The sequence below is a fragment of the Nocardia goodfellowii genome (assembly GCF_017875645.1).
Taxonomy (GTDB): domain Bacteria; phylum Actinomycetota; class Actinomycetes; order Mycobacteriales; family Mycobacteriaceae; genus Nocardia; species Nocardia goodfellowii.
The window spans coordinates 5,915,007-5,933,370 of record NZ_JAGGMR010000001.1; the positions used below are offsets into that span (position 1 = coordinate 5,915,007).

The 18,364-nt window shown below is 66.4% G+C and carries 16 protein-coding genes; 12 read left to right on the plus strand and 4 right to left on the minus strand.

The features are described from left to right. Positions 1-39 precede the first annotated feature (39 nt). Complete coding sequence (locus BJ987_RS27280) at positions 40-2,193, plus strand: catalase (protein WP_209895555.1); 2,154 nt, start codon at positions 40-42, stop codon at positions 2,191-2,193. A gap of 35 nt (positions 2,194-2,228) precedes the next feature. Here BJ987_RS27280 and BJ987_RS27285 read toward each other — a convergent pair whose 3' ends face one another. Further along, complete coding sequence (locus BJ987_RS27285; protein WP_209895557.1) at positions 2,229-2,771, minus strand: YybH family protein; 543 nt, start codon at positions 2,769-2,771, stop codon at positions 2,229-2,231. A gap of 135 nt (positions 2,772-2,906) precedes the next feature. Between BJ987_RS27285 and BJ987_RS27290 the strand changes: the two genes are divergently transcribed. Further along, a complete protein-coding gene (locus BJ987_RS27290) occupies positions 2,907-3,500 on the plus strand; it encodes an NAD-dependent epimerase/dehydratase family protein (protein ID WP_209895559.1) in 594 nt (197 codons plus the stop codon). Here BJ987_RS27290 and BJ987_RS27295 read toward each other — a convergent pair. Beyond that, positions 3,467-4,405 (minus strand): LysR family transcriptional regulator, encoded by a 939-nt coding sequence (locus BJ987_RS27295; protein ID WP_209895561.1) that lies wholly within the window; start codon positions 4,403-4,405, stop codon positions 3,467-3,469. The genes BJ987_RS27290 and BJ987_RS27295 overlap by 34 nt on opposite strands. Before the next feature lie 151 nt (positions 4,406-4,556). On the opposite strand from BJ987_RS27295, the gene BJ987_RS27300 reads away from it, so the two are divergent. The 10 genes from BJ987_RS27300 to BJ987_RS27345 all read left to right on the plus strand — a co-directional run bounded on the left by BJ987_RS27300 (position 4,557) and on the right by BJ987_RS27345 (position 15,880). Beyond that, a complete protein-coding gene (locus BJ987_RS27300; RefSeq protein ID WP_209895563.1) occupies positions 4,557-6,320 on the plus strand; it encodes an adenine deaminase C-terminal domain-containing protein in 1,764 nt (587 codons plus the stop codon). Positions 6,321-6,351: 31 nt separating this feature from the next. Further along, positions 6,352-7,047, plus strand: a complete 696-nt coding sequence (locus BJ987_RS27305) for a YczE/YyaS/YitT family protein (RefSeq protein WP_209895565.1) — start codon at positions 6,352-6,354, stop codon at positions 7,045-7,047. 202 nt (positions 7,048-7,249) lie between these two features. Continuing rightward, positions 7,250-7,435 carry a hypothetical protein gene (locus BJ987_RS27310; RefSeq protein ID WP_209895567.1) on the plus strand — a complete coding sequence of 62 codons (186 nt, stop codon included), beginning with the start codon at positions 7,250-7,252 and terminating at the stop codon, positions 7,433-7,435. 167 nt (positions 7,436-7,602) lie between these two features. Further along, a complete protein-coding gene (locus tag BJ987_RS27315; protein WP_245366151.1) occupies positions 7,603-8,871 on the plus strand; it encodes a hypothetical protein in 1,269 nt (422 codons plus the stop codon). Between the two features lie 47 nt (positions 8,872-8,918). Next, positions 8,919-10,271 carry a lipase family protein gene (locus BJ987_RS27320; protein WP_209895571.1) on the plus strand — a complete coding sequence of 451 codons (1,353 nt, stop codon included), beginning with the start codon at positions 8,919-8,921 and terminating at the stop codon, positions 10,269-10,271. Between the two features lie 167 nt (positions 10,272-10,438). Further along, complete coding sequence (locus BJ987_RS27325) at positions 10,439-10,618, plus strand: hypothetical protein (RefSeq protein WP_209895573.1); 180 nt, start codon at positions 10,439-10,441, stop codon at positions 10,616-10,618. Positions 10,619-10,811: 193 nt separating this feature from the next. Next, positions 10,812-12,119 (plus strand): PucR family transcriptional regulator, encoded by a 1,308-nt coding sequence (locus BJ987_RS27330; RefSeq protein WP_209895575.1) that lies wholly within the window; start codon positions 10,812-10,814, stop codon positions 12,117-12,119. A 91-nt stretch (positions 12,120-12,210) separates the two neighbouring features. Beyond that, positions 12,211-12,972: a siderophore-interacting protein gene (locus tag BJ987_RS27335; RefSeq protein WP_209895577.1), complete on the plus strand. Its 762-nt coding sequence runs from the start codon at positions 12,211-12,213 to the stop codon at positions 12,970-12,972. A gap of 306 nt (positions 12,973-13,278) precedes the next feature. Further along, a complete protein-coding gene (locus BJ987_RS27340) occupies positions 13,279-14,544 on the plus strand; it encodes a hypothetical protein (RefSeq protein WP_209895579.1) in 1,266 nt (421 codons plus the stop codon). 1 nt (position 14,545) lies between these two features. Beyond that, positions 14,546-15,880, plus strand: a complete 1,335-nt coding sequence (locus BJ987_RS27345; protein WP_209895581.1) for a lipase family protein — start codon at positions 14,546-14,548, stop codon at positions 15,878-15,880. Between the two features lie 167 nt (positions 15,881-16,047). On the opposite strand, the gene BJ987_RS27350 is transcribed toward BJ987_RS27345, so the two are convergent. Then, positions 16,048-16,656, minus strand: coding sequence for a CatB-related O-acetyltransferase (locus tag BJ987_RS27350; RefSeq protein WP_209899161.1), 609 nt, complete (start codon positions 16,654-16,656; stop codon positions 16,048-16,050). A 90-nt stretch (positions 16,657-16,746) separates the two neighbouring features. Beyond that, complete coding sequence (gene abc-f, locus BJ987_RS27355) at positions 16,747-18,354, minus strand: ribosomal protection-like ABC-F family protein (RefSeq protein WP_209895584.1); 1,608 nt, start codon at positions 18,352-18,354, stop codon at positions 16,747-16,749. Between the last annotated feature and the right edge of the window lie 10 nt (positions 18,355-18,364).

An 18,364-nucleotide genomic window follows, 5' to 3' on the forward strand; every position in this document is an offset into this window, starting at 1 on the left:
CACCACCCTCCTATCTGTCCGCTCAAAGGAGGTTTCTCGATGGCCGGATCCACACCGCGACCCACCGTGCCCGGCGCGCCCGGCAGCGCACCCGCGACGGTGGAAGAGCCGACCGAGCCGCACGATCCGCTGCCGCCGAAACCGGACCAGACCGGCCCGGAAACGGTCACGCCGACCGGCGAGACCACCGGTCTTCCACAAAGCGCCGTGGCCCAGCAGGGTGCGTATCTCACCACCGCGCAGGGCGCACGGCCCAGTGATACCGACCACTCTTTGAAGGCGGGCCCGCGCGGGCCGGTTCTGCTCCAGGACCACCATCTGCGCGAGAAGATCACCCACTTCGACCACGAACGCATTCCCGAGCGGGCCGTGCACGCCCGCGGCGCGGCGGCGCACGGAGTGTTCGTGGGCAATGGCGCGGCGGAGAAGATCTGCTGCGCGTCACTGTTCGAGAAAGGCAAGGAGACGCCGGTCTTCGTGCGCTTCTCCACGGTGCTGGGCTCCCGCGGTTCCGCCGACACAGTCCGCGATACCCGCGGTTTCGCCACCAAGTTCTACACCGACGAGGGCGTCTTCGATCTGGTCGGCAACAACATTCCGGTGTTCTTCATCCAGGACGCCATCAAGTTCCCCGACATCGTGCACGCCGCCAAACCGCACCCCGACCGGGAGATCCCGCAGGCCCAGAGCGCCCACGACACGTTCTGGGACTTCGTCACCCTGCACACCGAAGCCACCGCGCACACCCTGTGGAACATGTCCGATCGCGGCATCCCTCGCTCCTACCGCATGATGGAGGGCTTCGGCGTCCACACCTTCCGGCTGATCAACGATGGCGGCGAGTCGGTGCTGGTGAAGTTCCATTGGAAGCCGAAGCTCGGCGTGCACTCGATGCTCTGGGAGGAAGCCCAGATCGCGGCCGGCGTCGACCCCGACATGCACCGCCGGGATCTCGCCGACGCGATCGAGGCCGGCGCGTTCCCGCAGTGGGACCTCGGCGTTCAGGTGTTCCCTGACACCGAGGAGCAGATGTTCGAGGGCATCGACCTGCTCGATCCCACCAAGATCGTGCCCGAGGAGCTCGCGCCGGTGCAGGTCATCGGCACGATGACCCTGAACGCGAATCCCACGAACTACTTCAGCCAGACCGAGCAGGTCGCCTTCCATCCGGGTCACCTGGTTCGCGGTATCGACGTCACCAACGACCCGCTGCTGCAAGGCCGCCTGTTCTCCTACATCGACACCCAGATCACTCGTCTCGGCGGACCGAACTTCGCGCAGCTGCCGATCAACCGGCCGCACGCCGAGATCAACGACATGCTCCGCGACGGCATGCACCAGACCGCGGTGCACTCCGGTGTCGCGCCCTACCGGCCCAACAGTCTCGACGGCGGCTGCCCGTTCATCGCCGGGTCGAAAGAGGCTGTGCAGATCGAGTTTCCGGAGGCCGTGGCCGGTCAGAAGGTTCGCGCCGCGGCGGCCACCTTCGACGATCATTTCAGCTCGGCCCGGATCTTCTACGCCAGCCTCACCGACATCGAGAAGGCCCATGTGGCCAAGGCCTACACCTTCGAACTCGGCAAGTGCTACGAGAAGGCGATCAAGGAGCGCGCGGTCACGGTGCTGCGCGAGATCGACGAGCAACTGGCCCGAACCGTCGCAACGGGTTTGGGTGTGCAGTTGCCCAGTAGTGCGACCACTGAGACGAAAGTGGTTGTCTCCCCGGCACTTTCCCAGCTCGGTCAGCGCTGGCCCACCGACGGGCGGATCATCGGCATCGTCGCCGACGAGAGCACCGACCTCGGCGAGTTGGCCGCGACCGTCGCGACCATCGGGGAGCAATCGATGACACCGTTGGTCATCGCCCCGCACGGCGGCGAATTGGGTTCGGGCGGAAAGCAAGTCGTGGTGTCGCGCACCCTCGACACCGCCCGCTCCATCGAGTTCGACGCCTTGCTGATCACCAGCACGGTTCCCGACCCACGCCTGAACCTGCTCCTCCAGGAGGCGCACCGCCACCTGAAGGCCATCGCCTACACCCCCGGCGGAGCCGCGGCGATCACCGCGGCCGGGATCGCCGAGGACTCCGCGGGCGTCCAGGCGGCATCGGCCCTGCCCGCCGCCTTCGACGCACTCGCCGCCCTCCTGCCCGAGCACCGGGTGTGGGCCCGAGCCGCCGAGTACCCCCGCTGATCGACAAGCCGACGGGCGGGCGACCGCCCGTCGGCTCAGCGGGATTCCCGCCCGGAAGCTCTGCGCGCCAACGCACGTAAGCCGAACCGAGCCGTCAGACCGGTGCGGGCCAGTCCGAAGATGGTTCTGCCGCCGCCCCGCGCGGGCGCATCCTTCGCCGAAGCGAACCAGACCTGGAAATTCGCCGGGCTGATCGGGAGCGAGATGTGTTCGTGCGAGATCGACCACTGGCCGTTCACCCGTCGAAGGCACACGGTCTCGCGCACCCATATCGACAACTCGATCCCGCCCTTATGCTTTCCGGAATCGAGATGGAGCATATTCGCGAAGGCGACATCTCCACTCGTGACAATGCTGAGGTCGTGCGTTTCCAGACCGATGGGCCCCTGGTAGCCGTCGAACCACCGCACAAAATTGCGGCGCACGTCCTCGGTCCCGGTGAACCGCAAGGGCGCGACGGCGTCGTAGTAGACGATGTCAGGGGAATAGAACGACATCAGTCGATCGATGTCCTTCGACCGCTGCGCCTCGGTACGGCTCGCCAGGAACGCCCTGATCTCAGATTCACTCGAAGTCATCGTGTCTCCGTTCGAAAGTTGCTGTGGTTTCCGTAGTCCGACGACGCAGCCGGGAGGGATGTGAGGTCGCAACGCGGGATGCGCGCGGTAGCCGGGGTTGGAAGTCTCCGGAGTGACCCTTTAGCCTCGGTAACCATGCGGATCTTCCTGGCAGGCGCCAGCGGCGTGCTCGGTACTCGGCTGGTGCCGCTGCTCATCGCGGCGGGGCACGAGGTGGCGGGCATGACTCGTTCCCCGGAGAAGGCACGACTGCTCGCCGACGCCGGTGCGGAACCGGTGGTGTGCGACGCCTATGACCTGGATGGACTCGTCGCGGCGGTCACCGCGTACGCGCCGGATTCGGTCATGCATCAGCTCACCGATCTCCCGGACGACCCGGCTCGCCTGGCTGAAGGGCGCGCGGCCAACGCTCGGATCCGCCGGGAGGGCACCACGAATCTGCTGGCCGCGGCGCGCGCCGCGGGCGCCACCCGGTTCCTCGCGCAGAGTGTCGCCTGGGAGTTGACCGGAGAAGGCCAGGCGGCCAAAGAATTTCTGGAGACCTCGGTGCTGGCGGCGCACGGCGTGGTGCTTCGCTATGGCCAGTTCTACGGTCCCGGAACGTATTACCCGGACGCGCCGCCCGCATCGCCTCGCATCGCCCTCGAGGAGGCGGCCGCGCGCACGGTCCGCGCGCTGGAATCGAAGCCGGGTATCTACGAAGTCACCGAGGAACCGGCTCCCATCTGAAGTGCGGGCGGTCCCCCGGGCCGCAACGCAGCCACGATCTCGTCCGCGAGCAGGAACCCGGCCAACCCGTGACCGTGCTTTTCGCGGCGCACCAGCGAGACGATGTTGTTGCTGAACGCGTCGCGCACCGGCCGGAAGGCCAAGCGCCCGTCTCGCAATTCCTCCGCGATGTCGAATTCGCTGAGAAACGCGATGGCTTCCCCTGAGATGGCGAGCCGTTTCATCGTCTCGATCGAATTGGTGTGGAACGCGGGCTGAATGTCGATCTCGGCATGGGCGAAGGCCTCGGCGACGATGCCGTGAATCACCATGGACCGGTCGGCGAAGATCAGCGGATAGGGTGCGCACTGCGCGAGCGGAATCGTATCCATCTGGACCAGCGGATGATGCGGGGAGACAACGACTCCGAGCCGGGTGTTCATCTGCCAGCACACCTCGACCTGGGTCGACGCCGAGATATTGAAGCCGAGACCTAGATCGGCCTCGCTGTTCTCGACCGCATGCAGGATGTCCAGGCTCGACATGGTGCGGATCGATATCCGCACCTGCGGATGACGGGTGCGAAAGCTCGCGGCGGCGGTCGCGACGACGCCGCTGGCCAAACCCGTCATCGTGGCGATCACGACTTCTCCGCTGCCCAGTGCCTGGAGATCGCGGATGTCCGCGACGGTCTCACGGTACTGCCGCAGCGTGCCCCGGATATGTGCGAGCAGCGCCTCGCCCGCGGGCGTCGGGCGCATCCCCCGCGGCAAACGCTCGAACAACCGCTGCTCGAGTTCGGCTTCGAGCAGCAGGATCTGCCGGTTGATCGCCGAGGGCGCGACGTGCAGCCGGGCACCGGCCGCGCGGATGGACCCCAGCCGCGCGACCTCGTCGATGTACTGCAGCAGTCGCGAGTGGAGCATGCGCGAAGTGTACGAAAAATGTGTACGTGACGTGCGAAAACGAATGCTTGTCAGCAACGGTGCCGGGCGAGTTCTATCAGTACCAGGCACCAGGGAGCGCGGATCAGCCTTCAGCGCCTGTAAGTACCTGAAGATCTACGTGAGGACCGCCATGCTCGAACACAATTCGACCGCCACCCCGCTCGCCCGCTCCGAAGACATTGCCGCCCAGGACGATCACGTCCGGACGATCTTCGGCATCCTGCAGGGCGAGCAGCAGGCCGACCTGCTGCTGCGCAACCTCAACATCCTCGATGTGCACACCGAGTCCGTCTATCCCGGATCGCTTCTGGTGCACGGGCAGCGCATCATCGCGCTGAACCCGGACGAATCGATCGTGCGGTTCCGCGCGGAGTTCGACGGCGAGGGCCTCTACGCGATCCCGGGCCTGATCGACACCCATCTGCATTTCGAATCGCAGCTCGCGCATCCCGCCGCGTTCGGCGAGGCGATCGTGCCCAGCGGGACGACCACGGTCTTCGGCGAAACCCTCGACTTCGCCAGCGCGGCAGGCGAAGAAGCGGTCGACGCCGCCCGAGCGCTGTTCGCCGAGCACGACAAACTCCCCTACCGGCTCTACGCTTTCGCGCCGGGGAAGAAGACCTCGCCCGAAGTCACCGAGGCGATGCTGGCGATGGATCCGGTCATCGGGCTGGGCGAGCTGGCCCACCTGTCCTATATGACCGGCGACGCCGACGACTTCCGCAAGTCCGCGCTCGGGCGAGCGAACGCGGGATTCGTGAACTGCCACTGGGGTGTCACGGCACTGTCGGACACGCTGCTCAACTACATGCCCGCGATCGGCGTCGACAACAACCACGACGTCTGGAACGAGGACGACATCGAGAAGAGCGTCCGCTACGGCCTGAACACCCAGATCAAGTTCGGCGTCGGCAGCCCCGAGGTCATCCGAACCATGTTGCGCGCCATCGTGAAACGCCGCTGGCCAGCCGAGAACTTCCAGTTGTGCGCGGACAATATCTCGGTCGACAGAGTCCTGCGGCACGGCCATATCGACTGGGTGATCTCCCTGGCCGTCGAGATGGGAATGCCGCCGATCCAGGCGATCAAGATGGGCACGCTGTATGCCGCGCGCTCCTTCCACAAGGACCGCGACCTCGGTTCCCTGAGCCCGGGACGGTTCGCCGACATCGTGCTCACCGACAGCCTCTCCCGGATCAACCCGCGCTATGTGTTCAAGGGCGGCGAGCTCGTCGCCAAGGACCGTGTACTGCTCGAGCCGGTCGCGATCGATTACTCGGTCCTGGCCAAGGAACCGAAACCCGGCCTCGGCGATCTGCGGGCCGAACAGCTCGACCTCACCCCGATGGAGATCTCCGGCGACGGCACTCGCGCGAAGGTGCTGCTGTTCGACGTCTACGGGCGCGGGCATCTGAAATTCGCGCAGGAAGTGTGGGTTCCGTACCGCGACGGGCTGGTCGTGCCCGAACTCGAGGGGGTACGGCTCAATCGGATCTCCGTCGTGCAGCGCTACGCCGACGGCGCGCGGCATACGGTCAACGGGCTGTTCAAAGGCGTCTCGATCGAGCGCGGCGCGGTCTCCACGTTCTGGCCCGCACCCTCGGCCTACTTTGTGGTCGTCGGTACCGACAGCGCCGAGATGTGCGACAACCTCCGGCAGCTGGACAGTCTTGTCGGCGGCTGCGTCGTCACCGAAGACCGACAGGTGAAAGCCGTTCTGCCACTGGACTTCTACGGCGTGATGGCCGACATGACCCTGACCGAACTCGTCGAGGCGACCCGGTCGATCGACAACGCGCTGGCGAAGCTGGGGCACCACAACGAAGGCGAGCCGGTGGTCAACAAACTGCTGACGCTGTTCATCTCGCTCGACCGCTTCGGGTTCATGAAGTAGCCCGGCTACCGAGATCAAGGGACCGACCGTTATGCGGCACGACAAAGACACGGCAGTCACCGGCACCGGAAACAAGGTCTGGCGCTGGATCAGCTACCTCGCCGGAATCTACATCCTGACGCTGGGCCTCAGCCTGGCCATCAGGGCCGGGATCGGCATCTCCCCGCAGAGCAGCCTCACCCGCACGATGACGCTGGTGCTGCCCCCGCTCAGCCAGGGCAATTTCAACCTCATCCTCGAAGTCATCATGCTCATCCTGACCTACCTGATCAGGCGAAAGGCATTCAAGGCCGGCTACTTACTGTCGATGATCCCCGCGCTGGTGCTGGCACTGCTGCTCGACTTCAACCTGATGATCACCGAGTGGATCGACCTCGAACCGTATGCGGCCAACCTGGCGCTGCTGTTCTTCGCCGACGCGTTGCTGGCACTGGGCCTGTTCCTGATGATCCGCGCCGATCTGATCTTGATGCCGATCGATCTGTTCGTCAACACCATCCAGCAGATGACCGGCCGCAAGTGGGGCAACATCAAAACCGTCTTCGACTGCACCCTGCTCGCCCTGTCGGCCGGAATCGGCCTGATGTTCCTCGGGGCACCGCATTTCATCCGCGAAGGCACGATCATCAACGCCATCCTCGTCGGGCAGTACGTGAAGTTGTATTTCTTCCTGCACGAGAAGTACACGACGCGCGAAGCTCTCACCCCGGCCGGCACCGACCGGTAATTCGACACCGCGACCCCGAGCCGTGACCCCGGCCGCGAGTCTGGAAGCGCCAGCGCCCCAGCATCGCACCGGTTTCGCGGCTCGGGTTAGCCACGCCGTGGCTTGGCACGGGGTTGCTATCGGACGCGGATTTCGATCGGTTGCGGAAGATTCGTGGTTACCAGCAGGTTTGAACTCGCTCGGCAGGGGTAATGGGGCTGCCATGACCACTTGGCGCACAGCTACTGAGGATTTGCTGCGTGATCTCGTCGGCCGGTACGGCTCCGTGGAGTCGATGTTCATGGCCCTGGACTATTTTCGTGCGGATCCGGACGTGCCGACCACCGAGCTCTGCTACCGGACGGTGCCGCCCACGGCGCTGCCGGGACGCCATCACCGCGCGGACTGAACTCCCGCAGCCCGGACACGACACCCCAACCACCTCCCGGCCAGTGCTTGTACGTGCGTTTATAGTCCAGTGCTATCTCGCGGGCATCGGTGCGATGCGGGTGCCGCGCGGCCTCCCACTGCCAAAGGAGTCATGTGCCACGGCTTGCCGGTCTCCGATCCGGATCCTTGTCCGCTGCGGTAGCATTCGCCCTCTTCCTCGCGCCCGCGCTACAACCGAGCGCGTACGCCGACAGCGCGTTGACGCAGTACCTGGACCTTCCCCTGCTCAATCGGGACGCCTCGTATGGGCCCGGCGGCATCAACCCGGCGCTGCCGTACGACGAGGCCGAGTTGCTGGAATTGCTGGAAGAGGCGCGTTCGAGCGGCGTGGCGCCGACGCGCTATGCGGCGCTGCTACTGCAATATTGGCTCGTCGATCTCTGCGACAAGGCGGGTATCGACCTCGCGACCTGGGACCCGCGCACCGGCCCGGATCCGAACCGGGAAAACCTGGCCAAGTCCTACACCTACTACGAGAATCTGCAGCTGAACCACCGGGAACTGCAATGGGCGGGCATGGGCGGGGCGGTCGGGGCGGACTTCGCCGGCGGACTGCTCGACTTCCAGTTCATGAACAATATCTTCGCGGCGCCGGGCCTCGCACCGGCGATCAATCAGTTCGAGGTCGCGCTCACCGACGCGGCGGGGCCGCAGGCGATTTCACTGCTGCCCGAAGGACTGGCCGCGCTGATGCGGGCGGTGCGCACCCTGACTCCCGAAGACAACCAGTGGATCCTCGGGATGATCCTGGTCATGCAGAAGAACATCTTCACCGATCTGATGCCGATGCACGACGCCTATGTCACCGGCGGTCTGCCCGCCCTCGCGGAATTCCGGGCCGCCGGCCTGTTCGACGACGAGATCTATCGTGCGTGGGAGGACATCGCGTCCGGGGACAACGATCGCATCTCCGCCGGCAACGCGGTGCTGTTGCGCCGCGAGCAGGCCACAGCCATCGGTGCGCAATGGGATGAAGTCCGAAACTACAAGGGCGACATCGGGTATGCGGTCACCTATCTGTCGACCGTGGCGGGCACCCCCTCGGTGGCGGGCGTGGTTCCGCCGCGCCTGTTCGACCAGGTGCGGCGCGAGGTCACGCTGGCGGACGGGCGGCAGGCGATCCTCACGCTGCCCCTGCCCGACTGGAACTTCTCCGTGCTGGACGCACGCTGGACCTACATCACTTCCCAGCTCCTGCCCAAGTACAAGGACCAGGTGGAAAACCATTGGCCCGAACTGGAAGCGCTGTTCCGCACGCCCTACGAGAAGCAGATTCAGGACCACCGGCCGCTGTTCAACCTGCCGTCCTTCTTCCTGTCGCTGGCACAGGGATTGTCCGTGACCGTCGTCGACCAGCCCGCCGACCCGGCGCCTGTCGAGGCGGCCCTCCAGTGATCTGCGCCGACCAGTGTTCCGCCGACCGTGAAAAGGCAACCCGCCCTATGGCTTCCCCGCGCACTCTGCTGCTCGCCGCCTGTTTGTCCACCCTCGCCATCCTGGTGGCGGGCGCGACACCGCCTCGGGCCGAGGCGATCCCCGCGGCACCGTCGCCCCCGCCCCCGCCGCTGTCGGAGGTCTTCAACGGCTACGTCGTCGGGACGTTCCGGTCCGGCACGGTCGCGAGTCCGGCGGAGATCTTCGAGGCGCTCACCGTCACCGACCCGTTCTATACCGAACCGGCGCTGCCCGCGGACGCGAAGCCGGGAACGATCCTCAAATCCAAACCGGTGCGGGTGATGTTCACCGGTTTCCAGCCCGGCGCCCTGGCGGCCTACAAGCTCATGTACGTCTCCACCGGCGTGGACGGGGTGACACCGGTGATTTCCACCGGCATCCTGATGATCCCGCAAGACGGGACCCCGCCCTCGGAACGCAAACTCGTCGCCTATCAGGAAGCCAACGACAGCGTCGGCGCGCACTGCCACCCGAGCACGCAGTGGACCGGCGGCGCGCCCCTCGACGGCGCGTCGTGGTCGGCGCTGGGGCCGCTGGCGTTGCTGTTCGGCAAGGGTTACGCGGTCATGATCTCCGATGTCGGCAACGACGCCGATCCGAAACCGCACGGCGTGTTCGCCGGCAAGTTCGCCGGGCACACCCTGCTCGACGGCGCCCGCGCGGCACTGGCGCTGCCGGAGGCGCAACTCGACCCCGCCACGCAGATCGCGATATTCGGCATTGCCGGCGGCGGCGTGGGCGCCGGATTCGCGGCCGAGCAGCAGGCCGAGTACGCACCCGAACTGAACGTGAAATCCGTTGTGCTCGAAGGCATGGTGGTCGTACCGCGCAACTTCCTCCGCATCGCCGACGGCTCCGTCGGCTCGGGCTTCGCGTTCGCGACCCTGCTCGGCCTGGAGCCCTGGTACCCGGACATGCAGATCGATTCCGTGCTCACCCCCGCCGGTCTGGAACTGGCGAACATCTACCGCACCCAGTGCCAGACCCCGGCCTACTTCACGATGCCCTTCGTACCGTTGGCCGCACTGTTCAACAACGGCATTCCGCCCGCGGACCAGCCGACCTTCCAACACGCCTTCGCCGACAACATTCTCGGCGACGGACCCGCGCCCGCGGCGAAGGTGCTCATCACCTCGTGCGCCCGGGACGACTCCCCGATGTCGCTCGTCCCGGCCGCGGATGCCCGCGATCTGGCCGACAAGTGGACGGCCGGGGGCGGCGAGGTGACCTACGCGCCCAGTGACTGCAGCATGATCACCGCCATCACCAACCTGTATCAGTGGGGCACCGACCTGCTCGGAATGCAGACGATCGACTGGCTCAGTCGCAACTTCGATTAGTCGCGAACCGCGCGCGAATGGAGTTGTGGATAGCTACGACCGTTTTTCGAAACAGCCATTGGTTCAACCAAACTCATGCGAATGAAGGAGAGCGGATCAACCCGCCGTGATCTGATGGTGATAGCCCCGAATCCGGGGTGCAGATAGAGACAAACCGAGGATCACGTATGAACTCCAGAATAATCCGTCCGCTCATTGTCGCCGGGCTCGTCCTGACCGCCGGCGGCTTCGGCGGTGGCGTCGCGGCCGCGGCCGCCCCCGCACCCGTCTCGGGCTCCAGTTCCGGCTCGGTGGAGGTTTGCGTACCGATTCCGCTCGGCCCGGTGGAGTTCAGTATCTGCCTGTAATCGGCTGGTCGGGGTCGTCGGCGGTGGTGGCGAGGGTGCTCGCCACCACCGTCGGCCGCATTGTCGGAATCTCCAAACCAGCAGGGCATCCGTTCTCCCTTGTCACAGTCGCAGAGCCGGCTGACCGGACCCGGACTCGCGGTAGCGTTGGGCTTCTGTCCAAAAGATCGATAAGGACAGGGAAGGAATCACCATGGCTGTCGCAACTTCGTCCGAGCCGTTTCTGACTTCGTCGGGCCGACCGGTTTCCAGCCCGTTGAAGGACGTTCGGGCTATTTCCCGCCAAATGGTCGGTCATTTCATCGAGAACGTCGTGCCGTGCGCGACATTGCCCGGCGAAGCACTGCACGGTGATGTAACGACCATAACGCGAGTATGTCTGGAATTGACCAGGAGCATGCTCGACGGACGGGATCTGCCCGGCCGCACCGAACGAGTGCAGGCAGCGGCCGCCGGATGGGCGCGCGAGGGAATCCCGATCGATACGATCCACCACGCCATCCACGAAGGATTCAAACTCGGCTTCGACCTCATTCTGGCGAATGGCACGACGCGGGACCACACCACGGTCGCTGGCGTCGCCTTACGGTTGATGGAGGCTCTGGACATGATCACCTCGGCGGTCTCCGTGGCCTATGTGCGCGAATTGCGTTCGGTGGTCAGCGAACACCACACCGCCGTGCACACCTTGACCTCGGCACTGCTGGGCGGGCAGAGCACCTCGACCATGGCCCGGGAGTGCGGCATCGAAATCGCCGAGCAGTATCACGTTGTGGCACTGGAACTTCCGCCGCATCCGGAGGAACTGGATTCCGCGCTGGACGCGAATGTGGTCGCGCGCCGGAAGTTGCGGCGGGTGCAGGCGGAGCTGGCGAACCGCTGCGACGGTAAGGTGTTGTCGCTTTTGAGCGTGGACGGCGGGACGCTGCTACTGCCCGCCCCCAAGTTTTCCGACGCGGATCTGGATCGCTTGATCGACCGATTGTCCGCGGCGGCCCAGGTGCCGGTCCGGGCCGTAGCGATGACGGCGGCGCCCCCGCAGATCCCCCAGGTCGCTGAGCAGGTTCACGAACTCGTCGACATCGTGCATCGGCTCGGCGGCGAGAGCAAGGTGTATCGGCCGCACGAATTGGCCTTCGAGTATCAGTTGACCCGCCCGGGCCCGGCCCGCGACCATCTCAGCGCCGTGCTCGACTCGCTGGAAGCCCACCCGGACCTGCTGTTGACCCTCGAAGTGCACATGGCCACGAATATGCAGCGCAACCGATCGGCGCGGAAGCTGCATGTGCATACGAACACCGTCGACTACCGGTTGAAACGGATCGGCCAGATCACCGGATTCGATCCCACCGACCTCACCGGCCTCTGCCATTTACGGGCCGCTCTCCTGATTCGAGCACACCGCGGCCGTAGCGCCGCACGCATCGCGAACCCTGATGCGGCGCAGGTCAGGGCCCACCCGGCGGAGTCCGAACCAGTGCCGTCACGACTTACCTGGTGAGCGCTACCACCGGCTCGGGTGGGCCGCGAAACTCGCATGGCGCGAAATCTCCGCTACTCTCGGTTAGGTAACCCTAATACGGAGGTATCCTTTGGCCCGCCCGCGCATCACCCTCGCCGTCCAGAGCACAGTCCGCCTGACCGATCATTTGATCAGAGTGAATCTGGGCGGCCCGAACTTCGCCTCGTTCCAGCCCAACGGCTTCACCGACACCTACGTCAAGCTGGTCTTCCCCCAGCCCGACGGCGAAGTCGTGCGCACCTACACCGTCCGGTCGATCGATCAGGCAGCGCAGGAAATCGCGATCGACTTCGTCTACCACGGTGACGAAGGCGTCGCGGGGCCATGGGCCGCCGCGGCCCAGCCCGGCGATGCCATCGAACTGATGGGGCCGGGCGGCGCCTACGCTCCGCGCGCCGACGCCGACTGGCATCTACTCGCCGGGGACGAGTCGGCGCTTCCCGCCATCGCCGCGGCGTGTTCGGCCCTGCCCGCCGACGCGGTCGGCCGCGTTTTCGTCGAAGTCGGCGGCCCCGCAGACGAACTGGTGATCGAGAAGCCGGAAAACGTCGAGCTCACCTGGGTCCATCGCGGCGACGCCGCGCCCGGCGAAAAGCTGTCTGCCGCCGTCCGCGCCGAGCCCTGGCTCGACGGGCAGGTCCACGTCTTCATCCACGGCGAAGCCAAGGCGGTCATGCACGAACTGCGTCCCTATATCCGGAAGGAACGCGGAGTTCCGGCCGAGTGGGCGTCCTCGATTTCGGGCTACTGGCGCCGCGGCCGCACCGAAGAGGGGTTCCGCCAGTGGAAATCCGAGCTCGCCGAACAAGAGAAGACTCGATCGGCGGTCTAGCCGACGCCGGATTCGCGGCCGCGCGGGATGGGTTGCGGCGCGCGGATACCGGGTGAGTTATCTCATGAACGCGCGATAGCGCGCGCCCTCGGCATCCGGCGGTCGAATGGTGTGGCCACCTGGGCGTTCGACCGCCGCGCCGGCGGAAGCCCGGTATTGCGCATTGCCTATTGTCGCCGGTGAACGCGCTGATCTGCGCGTTTACCTACTCGTTACCTGAGCTAACGTCTAACTCCAGCAGCTGTGCCCATCCATGAGCATCCGGGACTTTCGGGTCCCGCGGTGCACAGAGAAAGGCTGGAGTAGATGCGAATCGGCCCATCGCTGCGGACCGCGGCGCTGATCTTGGCGGCCGCGGTCGGCGTGGGACTCGTGGCAGCCACCCCGGCGGCCGCCACCGCCGACCTGGACCGCTACCTGGACTTGCCGCTGGTCAACCGCGACGCCGCGAGCGGCCCGGGCGGGGTGCACCCCGACCTGCCCTACGAGGCCGCCCGACTGCGCGAGTTGCTGGACAGCGCCCGGCGGCAGGGCGTCGAGCCCGCTCGCTACGCGGCGCTGTTGTCGCAGTACTGGCTGGTCGACGCGACCGGCAAAGCCGGTATAGACCTGCGGACCTGGAATCCCCGAGCGGGCGTGACCGCCAATCGGGACAACCTGATCAAGTCCTATCAGTACTACGAGAATCTTCAGCTCGACCATCGCGAATTGCGTTGGGCCGGAATGGGCGGCCAGGTCGGCGCCGATTTCGGCGGCGGCCTCGTCGATTTCGAATTGCTGGGCACCGGCTACGACCTGCCGGGTATCTCCGAGGCCGCGCGCACCGTGCTGGGGGCGGTACAGAACGCCGCCGGCCCATCGGCGGTGGCGATGCTGCCTGCCGGGCTCCGGGCACTGGCCGAGGCCGGACCGAACATCACGCCGGAGGATCTGCGCCACATCAACGGGATGATCCTGGTGATGCAGAAGAACATCTTCTCCGATCTCATGCCCATGCATGACGCCTATGTGTCGGAAGGACTTTCAGCGCTCGAGGAGTTCCAGGCCGCCGGGCTGTTCGGTCCGGACATCATGGCCGCGTGGCGCGATGTCGCTTCCGGTGACGAGGACCGGATCGCCGCCGGAAACCGCGCGCTGCTGCGCCGGGAACAGCAGTGGGCCGTGAGCGCGCAGTGGGACGAGGTGCGCGGTTACCAGGGCAGTGTGGGCGAGGCCATCACCTATCTCAGCGGCGCGGCCGGGTCGCCGTCGGTGGCCGGCGTCGTGCCGCCACGAGAATTCCATCCGGTCCAGCTGCCGGTCACCCTTGCCGACGGCCGCCCGGGCCGGCTCACCCTGCCGCTGCCGGACTGGAATTGGTCGGTGTTCGACGCGCGCTGGGACTACATCACCACCGAACTACTGCCCAAGTACCAGTTCCAGGTCCAATCCAATTGGCCCGCACTGGAAGCCGCCATGCGGGTGCCGTATCCGAGGCAGCTCGAGTCGCATCGGCCGCTGCTGAATATCCCGCAGCTGCTGACCTCCGCGGCGCGGCAGCTGACGGTCACACCGACGGGTCAGGAGAGCTGAGATGAGACGAATCACCCACCGGCTCGGGGTGATCGCCGCGGCATTGGCGCTGACCACCGCGACCGCGAGCGTCGCCACGGCCGACGAGGTGCCACCGTCCACACCGGGTCCGGAACGTATCTTCAACGGCTTCACCCTCGCCGCCCTGAACAGCGCGACCCAGCCCTCGGCGCAGGAGTCGTTCGAGGCCCTGCTGGCCGATGACCCGTTCTATGCCGAACCGCCGCTCACGGGATCCGAAAAGCCCGGCGACATACTGAAATCCAAGAAGGTCAAGGTGATCTTCAGTGGAGTCAGCCCCGGCAACGTCGAGGGTTACAAGCTCATGTACGTCACCACCGGCAACGACGGGAAGCCGTTCGTCAGCACCGGAGTCCTGCTCATGCCCGTTGACGGGCAACCGAATTCGCGGCGACATGTGATCGGCTACCAGGAGGCCAACGACAGCGTCGGCTGGAATTGCCACCCGAGCACCCAGTGGACCGGGGGCGCACCCCTGGACGGCGCGGCCTGGTCGGCGCTGGGACCGCTGGCGATGATGTTCGACAAGGGCTACGCCGTCATGATCTCCGATGTCGGCAACGACGCGGACAAGAAGCCGCACGGCGTGTTCGCGGGCAAGTTCGGCGCGCACGCCCTACTCGACGGCGTACGCGCGGCGCTGCGCCTGGGCGACGCCGGGCTGAATCCCGAGGCGCAGGTGGCGCTGTTCGGAATCGCCGGCGGCGGGGTGGGCGCCGGGTTCGCGACCGAGCTGGCCGCCGAGTACGCGCCGGAGCTCGATATCAAATCGACCGTGCTGGAGGGCATGGTGGTCAAGCCGCGTGAATTCATGCGCGTTGCCGACGGTTCCATCGGTTCCGGTTTCGCGCTGGCGACGCTGCTCGGGTTGGAACCTTGGTATCCCGAGATGGAGGTGAACGCCAAGCTCACCCCGGCCGGGCGCGGCCTGGCCGACTTCTTCCGCACCCAGTGCCAGGTGCCCGCCTACTTCGGTACGCCTTTCCTGCCGCTGCGTTCGCTGTTCGCTTCGGGCGTGAGTCCGGCCGATGAGCCGGCCTTCCAGCATGCCTTCGACGACAACGTGCTCGGGCGCTCGGGCACGCCGAAGGGCAAGGTCATCATCGCCTCCTGTGCCAAGGATGATTCGTTCATGTCGCTGGTCCCGGCGCGGGACGCGCGTGAACTGGCCGATACCTATCGTGCGCAGGGTGCCGATGTCAGCTACCAGCCGACCGACTGCGGGATGGAACGGTTCATCAGCGATCTCTACGGCTGGGGCACCGACCTTTTCGGCATGCAGACCATCGATCAGCTCGACAGCTACTTCAGCTGACACTCGAAAGGCACTCTCGCACATGGCGATTCTGTACGGCCTGGAATATCTGCTGACCTTCGGACCGCTCGCGGTCTTGAAGCTGCTGGGACAGGCATTCGGCTTTTAGACAGTCTTTCTCGATGGGGTCGGCGGCCGCAGCGGGTCGGCGGGTCGCCGCATCCGGCTCATTTCAGGGTTGCGGCGGCGGATTCCAGCTCGGCGATGCTGCCCGACATGATGGTCCGCACGTGTTCGGTGATATGCGCTGTGGGCCAATCCCACCAGGCCACCGCGAGCAACCGGGCGATGTCCTGGTCGCTGAAGCGGGTCCGGATGAGACGGGCGGGGTTGCCGCCGACGATGCCGTAGTCGGGCACGTCGGCGGTGACCACGGAGCCGGTGCTGATGATCGCGCCGTGGCCGATCCGCACGCCGGGCATGACCGTCGCGCCGTTGCCGAACCACACGTCGTTGCCGACGACGGTGTCGCCTCGGACCGGCAAACCGGTGAGCAGGTCGAAGTGGTTCGACCAGGAACCGCCCATGGTCGGAAACGGGAAGGTCGACGGGCCGTCCATGCGGTGATTGGCGCCGTTCATGATGAAGCGCACTCCCGTGCCCAGGGCACAGAACTTCCCGATGATCAGTTTTTCCGGCCCGTAGTGGTACAGCACATTGCGGGTTTCGAACGCGGTCGGGTCGTCCGGGTCGTCGTAGTAGGAGTACTCCCCCACCGCTATCAGCGGCGAGGTGATCAGCGGTTTCAGCAGCACCACGCGGGGCTGGCCGGGCATCGGGTGCAGGACGGTCGGGTCGGCGGGGATCGGATGGGGACCAGCGGTCACGGCGAAACTCCTTGGGAGCGGGGATGGTTCGACAGAGGGTCAGACGGATGCCGCGGTGCGCAGGTCCAGCCGGGCACCGCGCCACCGGCAGCGCAGCCGGCGGTCGTGGCTGACGATCACGAGAGCGCCCCGGTATCCGGCCAGTGCGGTTTCCAGTTCCTCGACCAGTCCCGGCGACAGATGGTTGGTGGGCTCGTCGAGCAACAGCACGTCGACGGACTCGGTGACCAACCGTGCCAGCGCGAGACGCTGCCGCTGGCCGGTGGACAGATTCTCGACGCGCGTCGCGAGCTGTTCCGGTGGAAACAGGCCCAGCGACAACAACTTTTCGGCGTGTTGCTCGCTTGTTCCGGCACGACCACGCGCGAAGGCGGCCAGCACCGTTTGCCTGGGTTCGGCGGGTGGCGGTTCCTGGGCGAGATAGCCGATCGTGCCGTGCCGGAGCACGACGCCGGTGTCCGGCACGACCCGGCCCGCCAGCACTCGCAACAGCGTCGTCTTGCCCGCGCCGTTCGGACCGGTGATCAGCAACCGCTCGCCCGCGGCGATCGTCACGCTGGTCCGGTCGAGGCGGCCCGAGACACCGATGTCGCTCGCCTCGAGCACGGTGCCGTGCGCGCTCCCGGTTCGCAAGGTGGGCGCGAACCGCAGCGGTGGCGGTGGCGGCGGCACCGGGTTCGCGAGGAGGCGGCGCAACCTCTCCTCGGCGTTGCGGACCCGGCCGGCCAGGGACTGCTGCACCCGCCCGCCGGCCCGGTCGTAGGCCATCTTGTTGTTGTCCTTCATCGCCCGGCCGGGCGCGACCTCGCAAGCCGTGGTGGCCGCGACTTCCCGGAGCCGAGCCGTGTCGGCCAGCCACTGCGTGTGCGCCTGCTCCCAGCGCCGCCGCGCCGCCGCCTTTTCGGTCAGGAATCCCGCATATCCGTTGCCGTAGCGGATGACCCGCCGCCGGTCCGCGTCGACCTCGAGCAGGCTGGTCGCGACCCGCTCGAGGAAAACCCGATCGTGCGAGACCGTCACCGTGGTGCCACGGCGGGTACGCAGGTGGTCTTCCAGCCAGGTCAGGGCGTCGTCGTCGAGGTGGTTGGTCGGCTCGTCCAGCAGCAGCACCTCGGTGCCCGCCGCGAGCACCGCGGCCAGCCGCAGCCGGACCTGCTCGCCGCCGGACAGCTCGCCCACCGCGCGGTCGCGGTCCACCAGAGCCAAGCCCAGACCGTGCAGGGCCCGTTCCACCCGCGCGTCGGCGTCGTAGCCGCCACGGAGTTCGAAAAGGCTTGCCAATTCGCCATATTCGGCCAGTACGGAGTCATCGCCCGCGGCCATCGCGGCCTCGAAACCGCGCATCCGGCCTTCGATCGCCCGGAGGTCGGTCAAGGCTCGGTCGATGATCTGCTGCACGGTGAGTCCCGGTGGGAGCGGATCCTCTTGCGCCAGGTATCCGATGCCGCCGTCGGCTCGGACGATGATCTCGCCGCTGTCCGGGGTGACGCGCCCGGCGAACAGGCGCAGCAACGTGGTCTTGCCGGAACCGTTCTCCCCGATGATCCCGGTGCGCTCGCCCGCGGCGAGCGAGCACGTCACCTCATCGAGAACCGGTGTGCCGCCGAAGGATTTGCTGACCGCGAGCGCGGTGATCTGGGTGGGCATGTGCACTCTC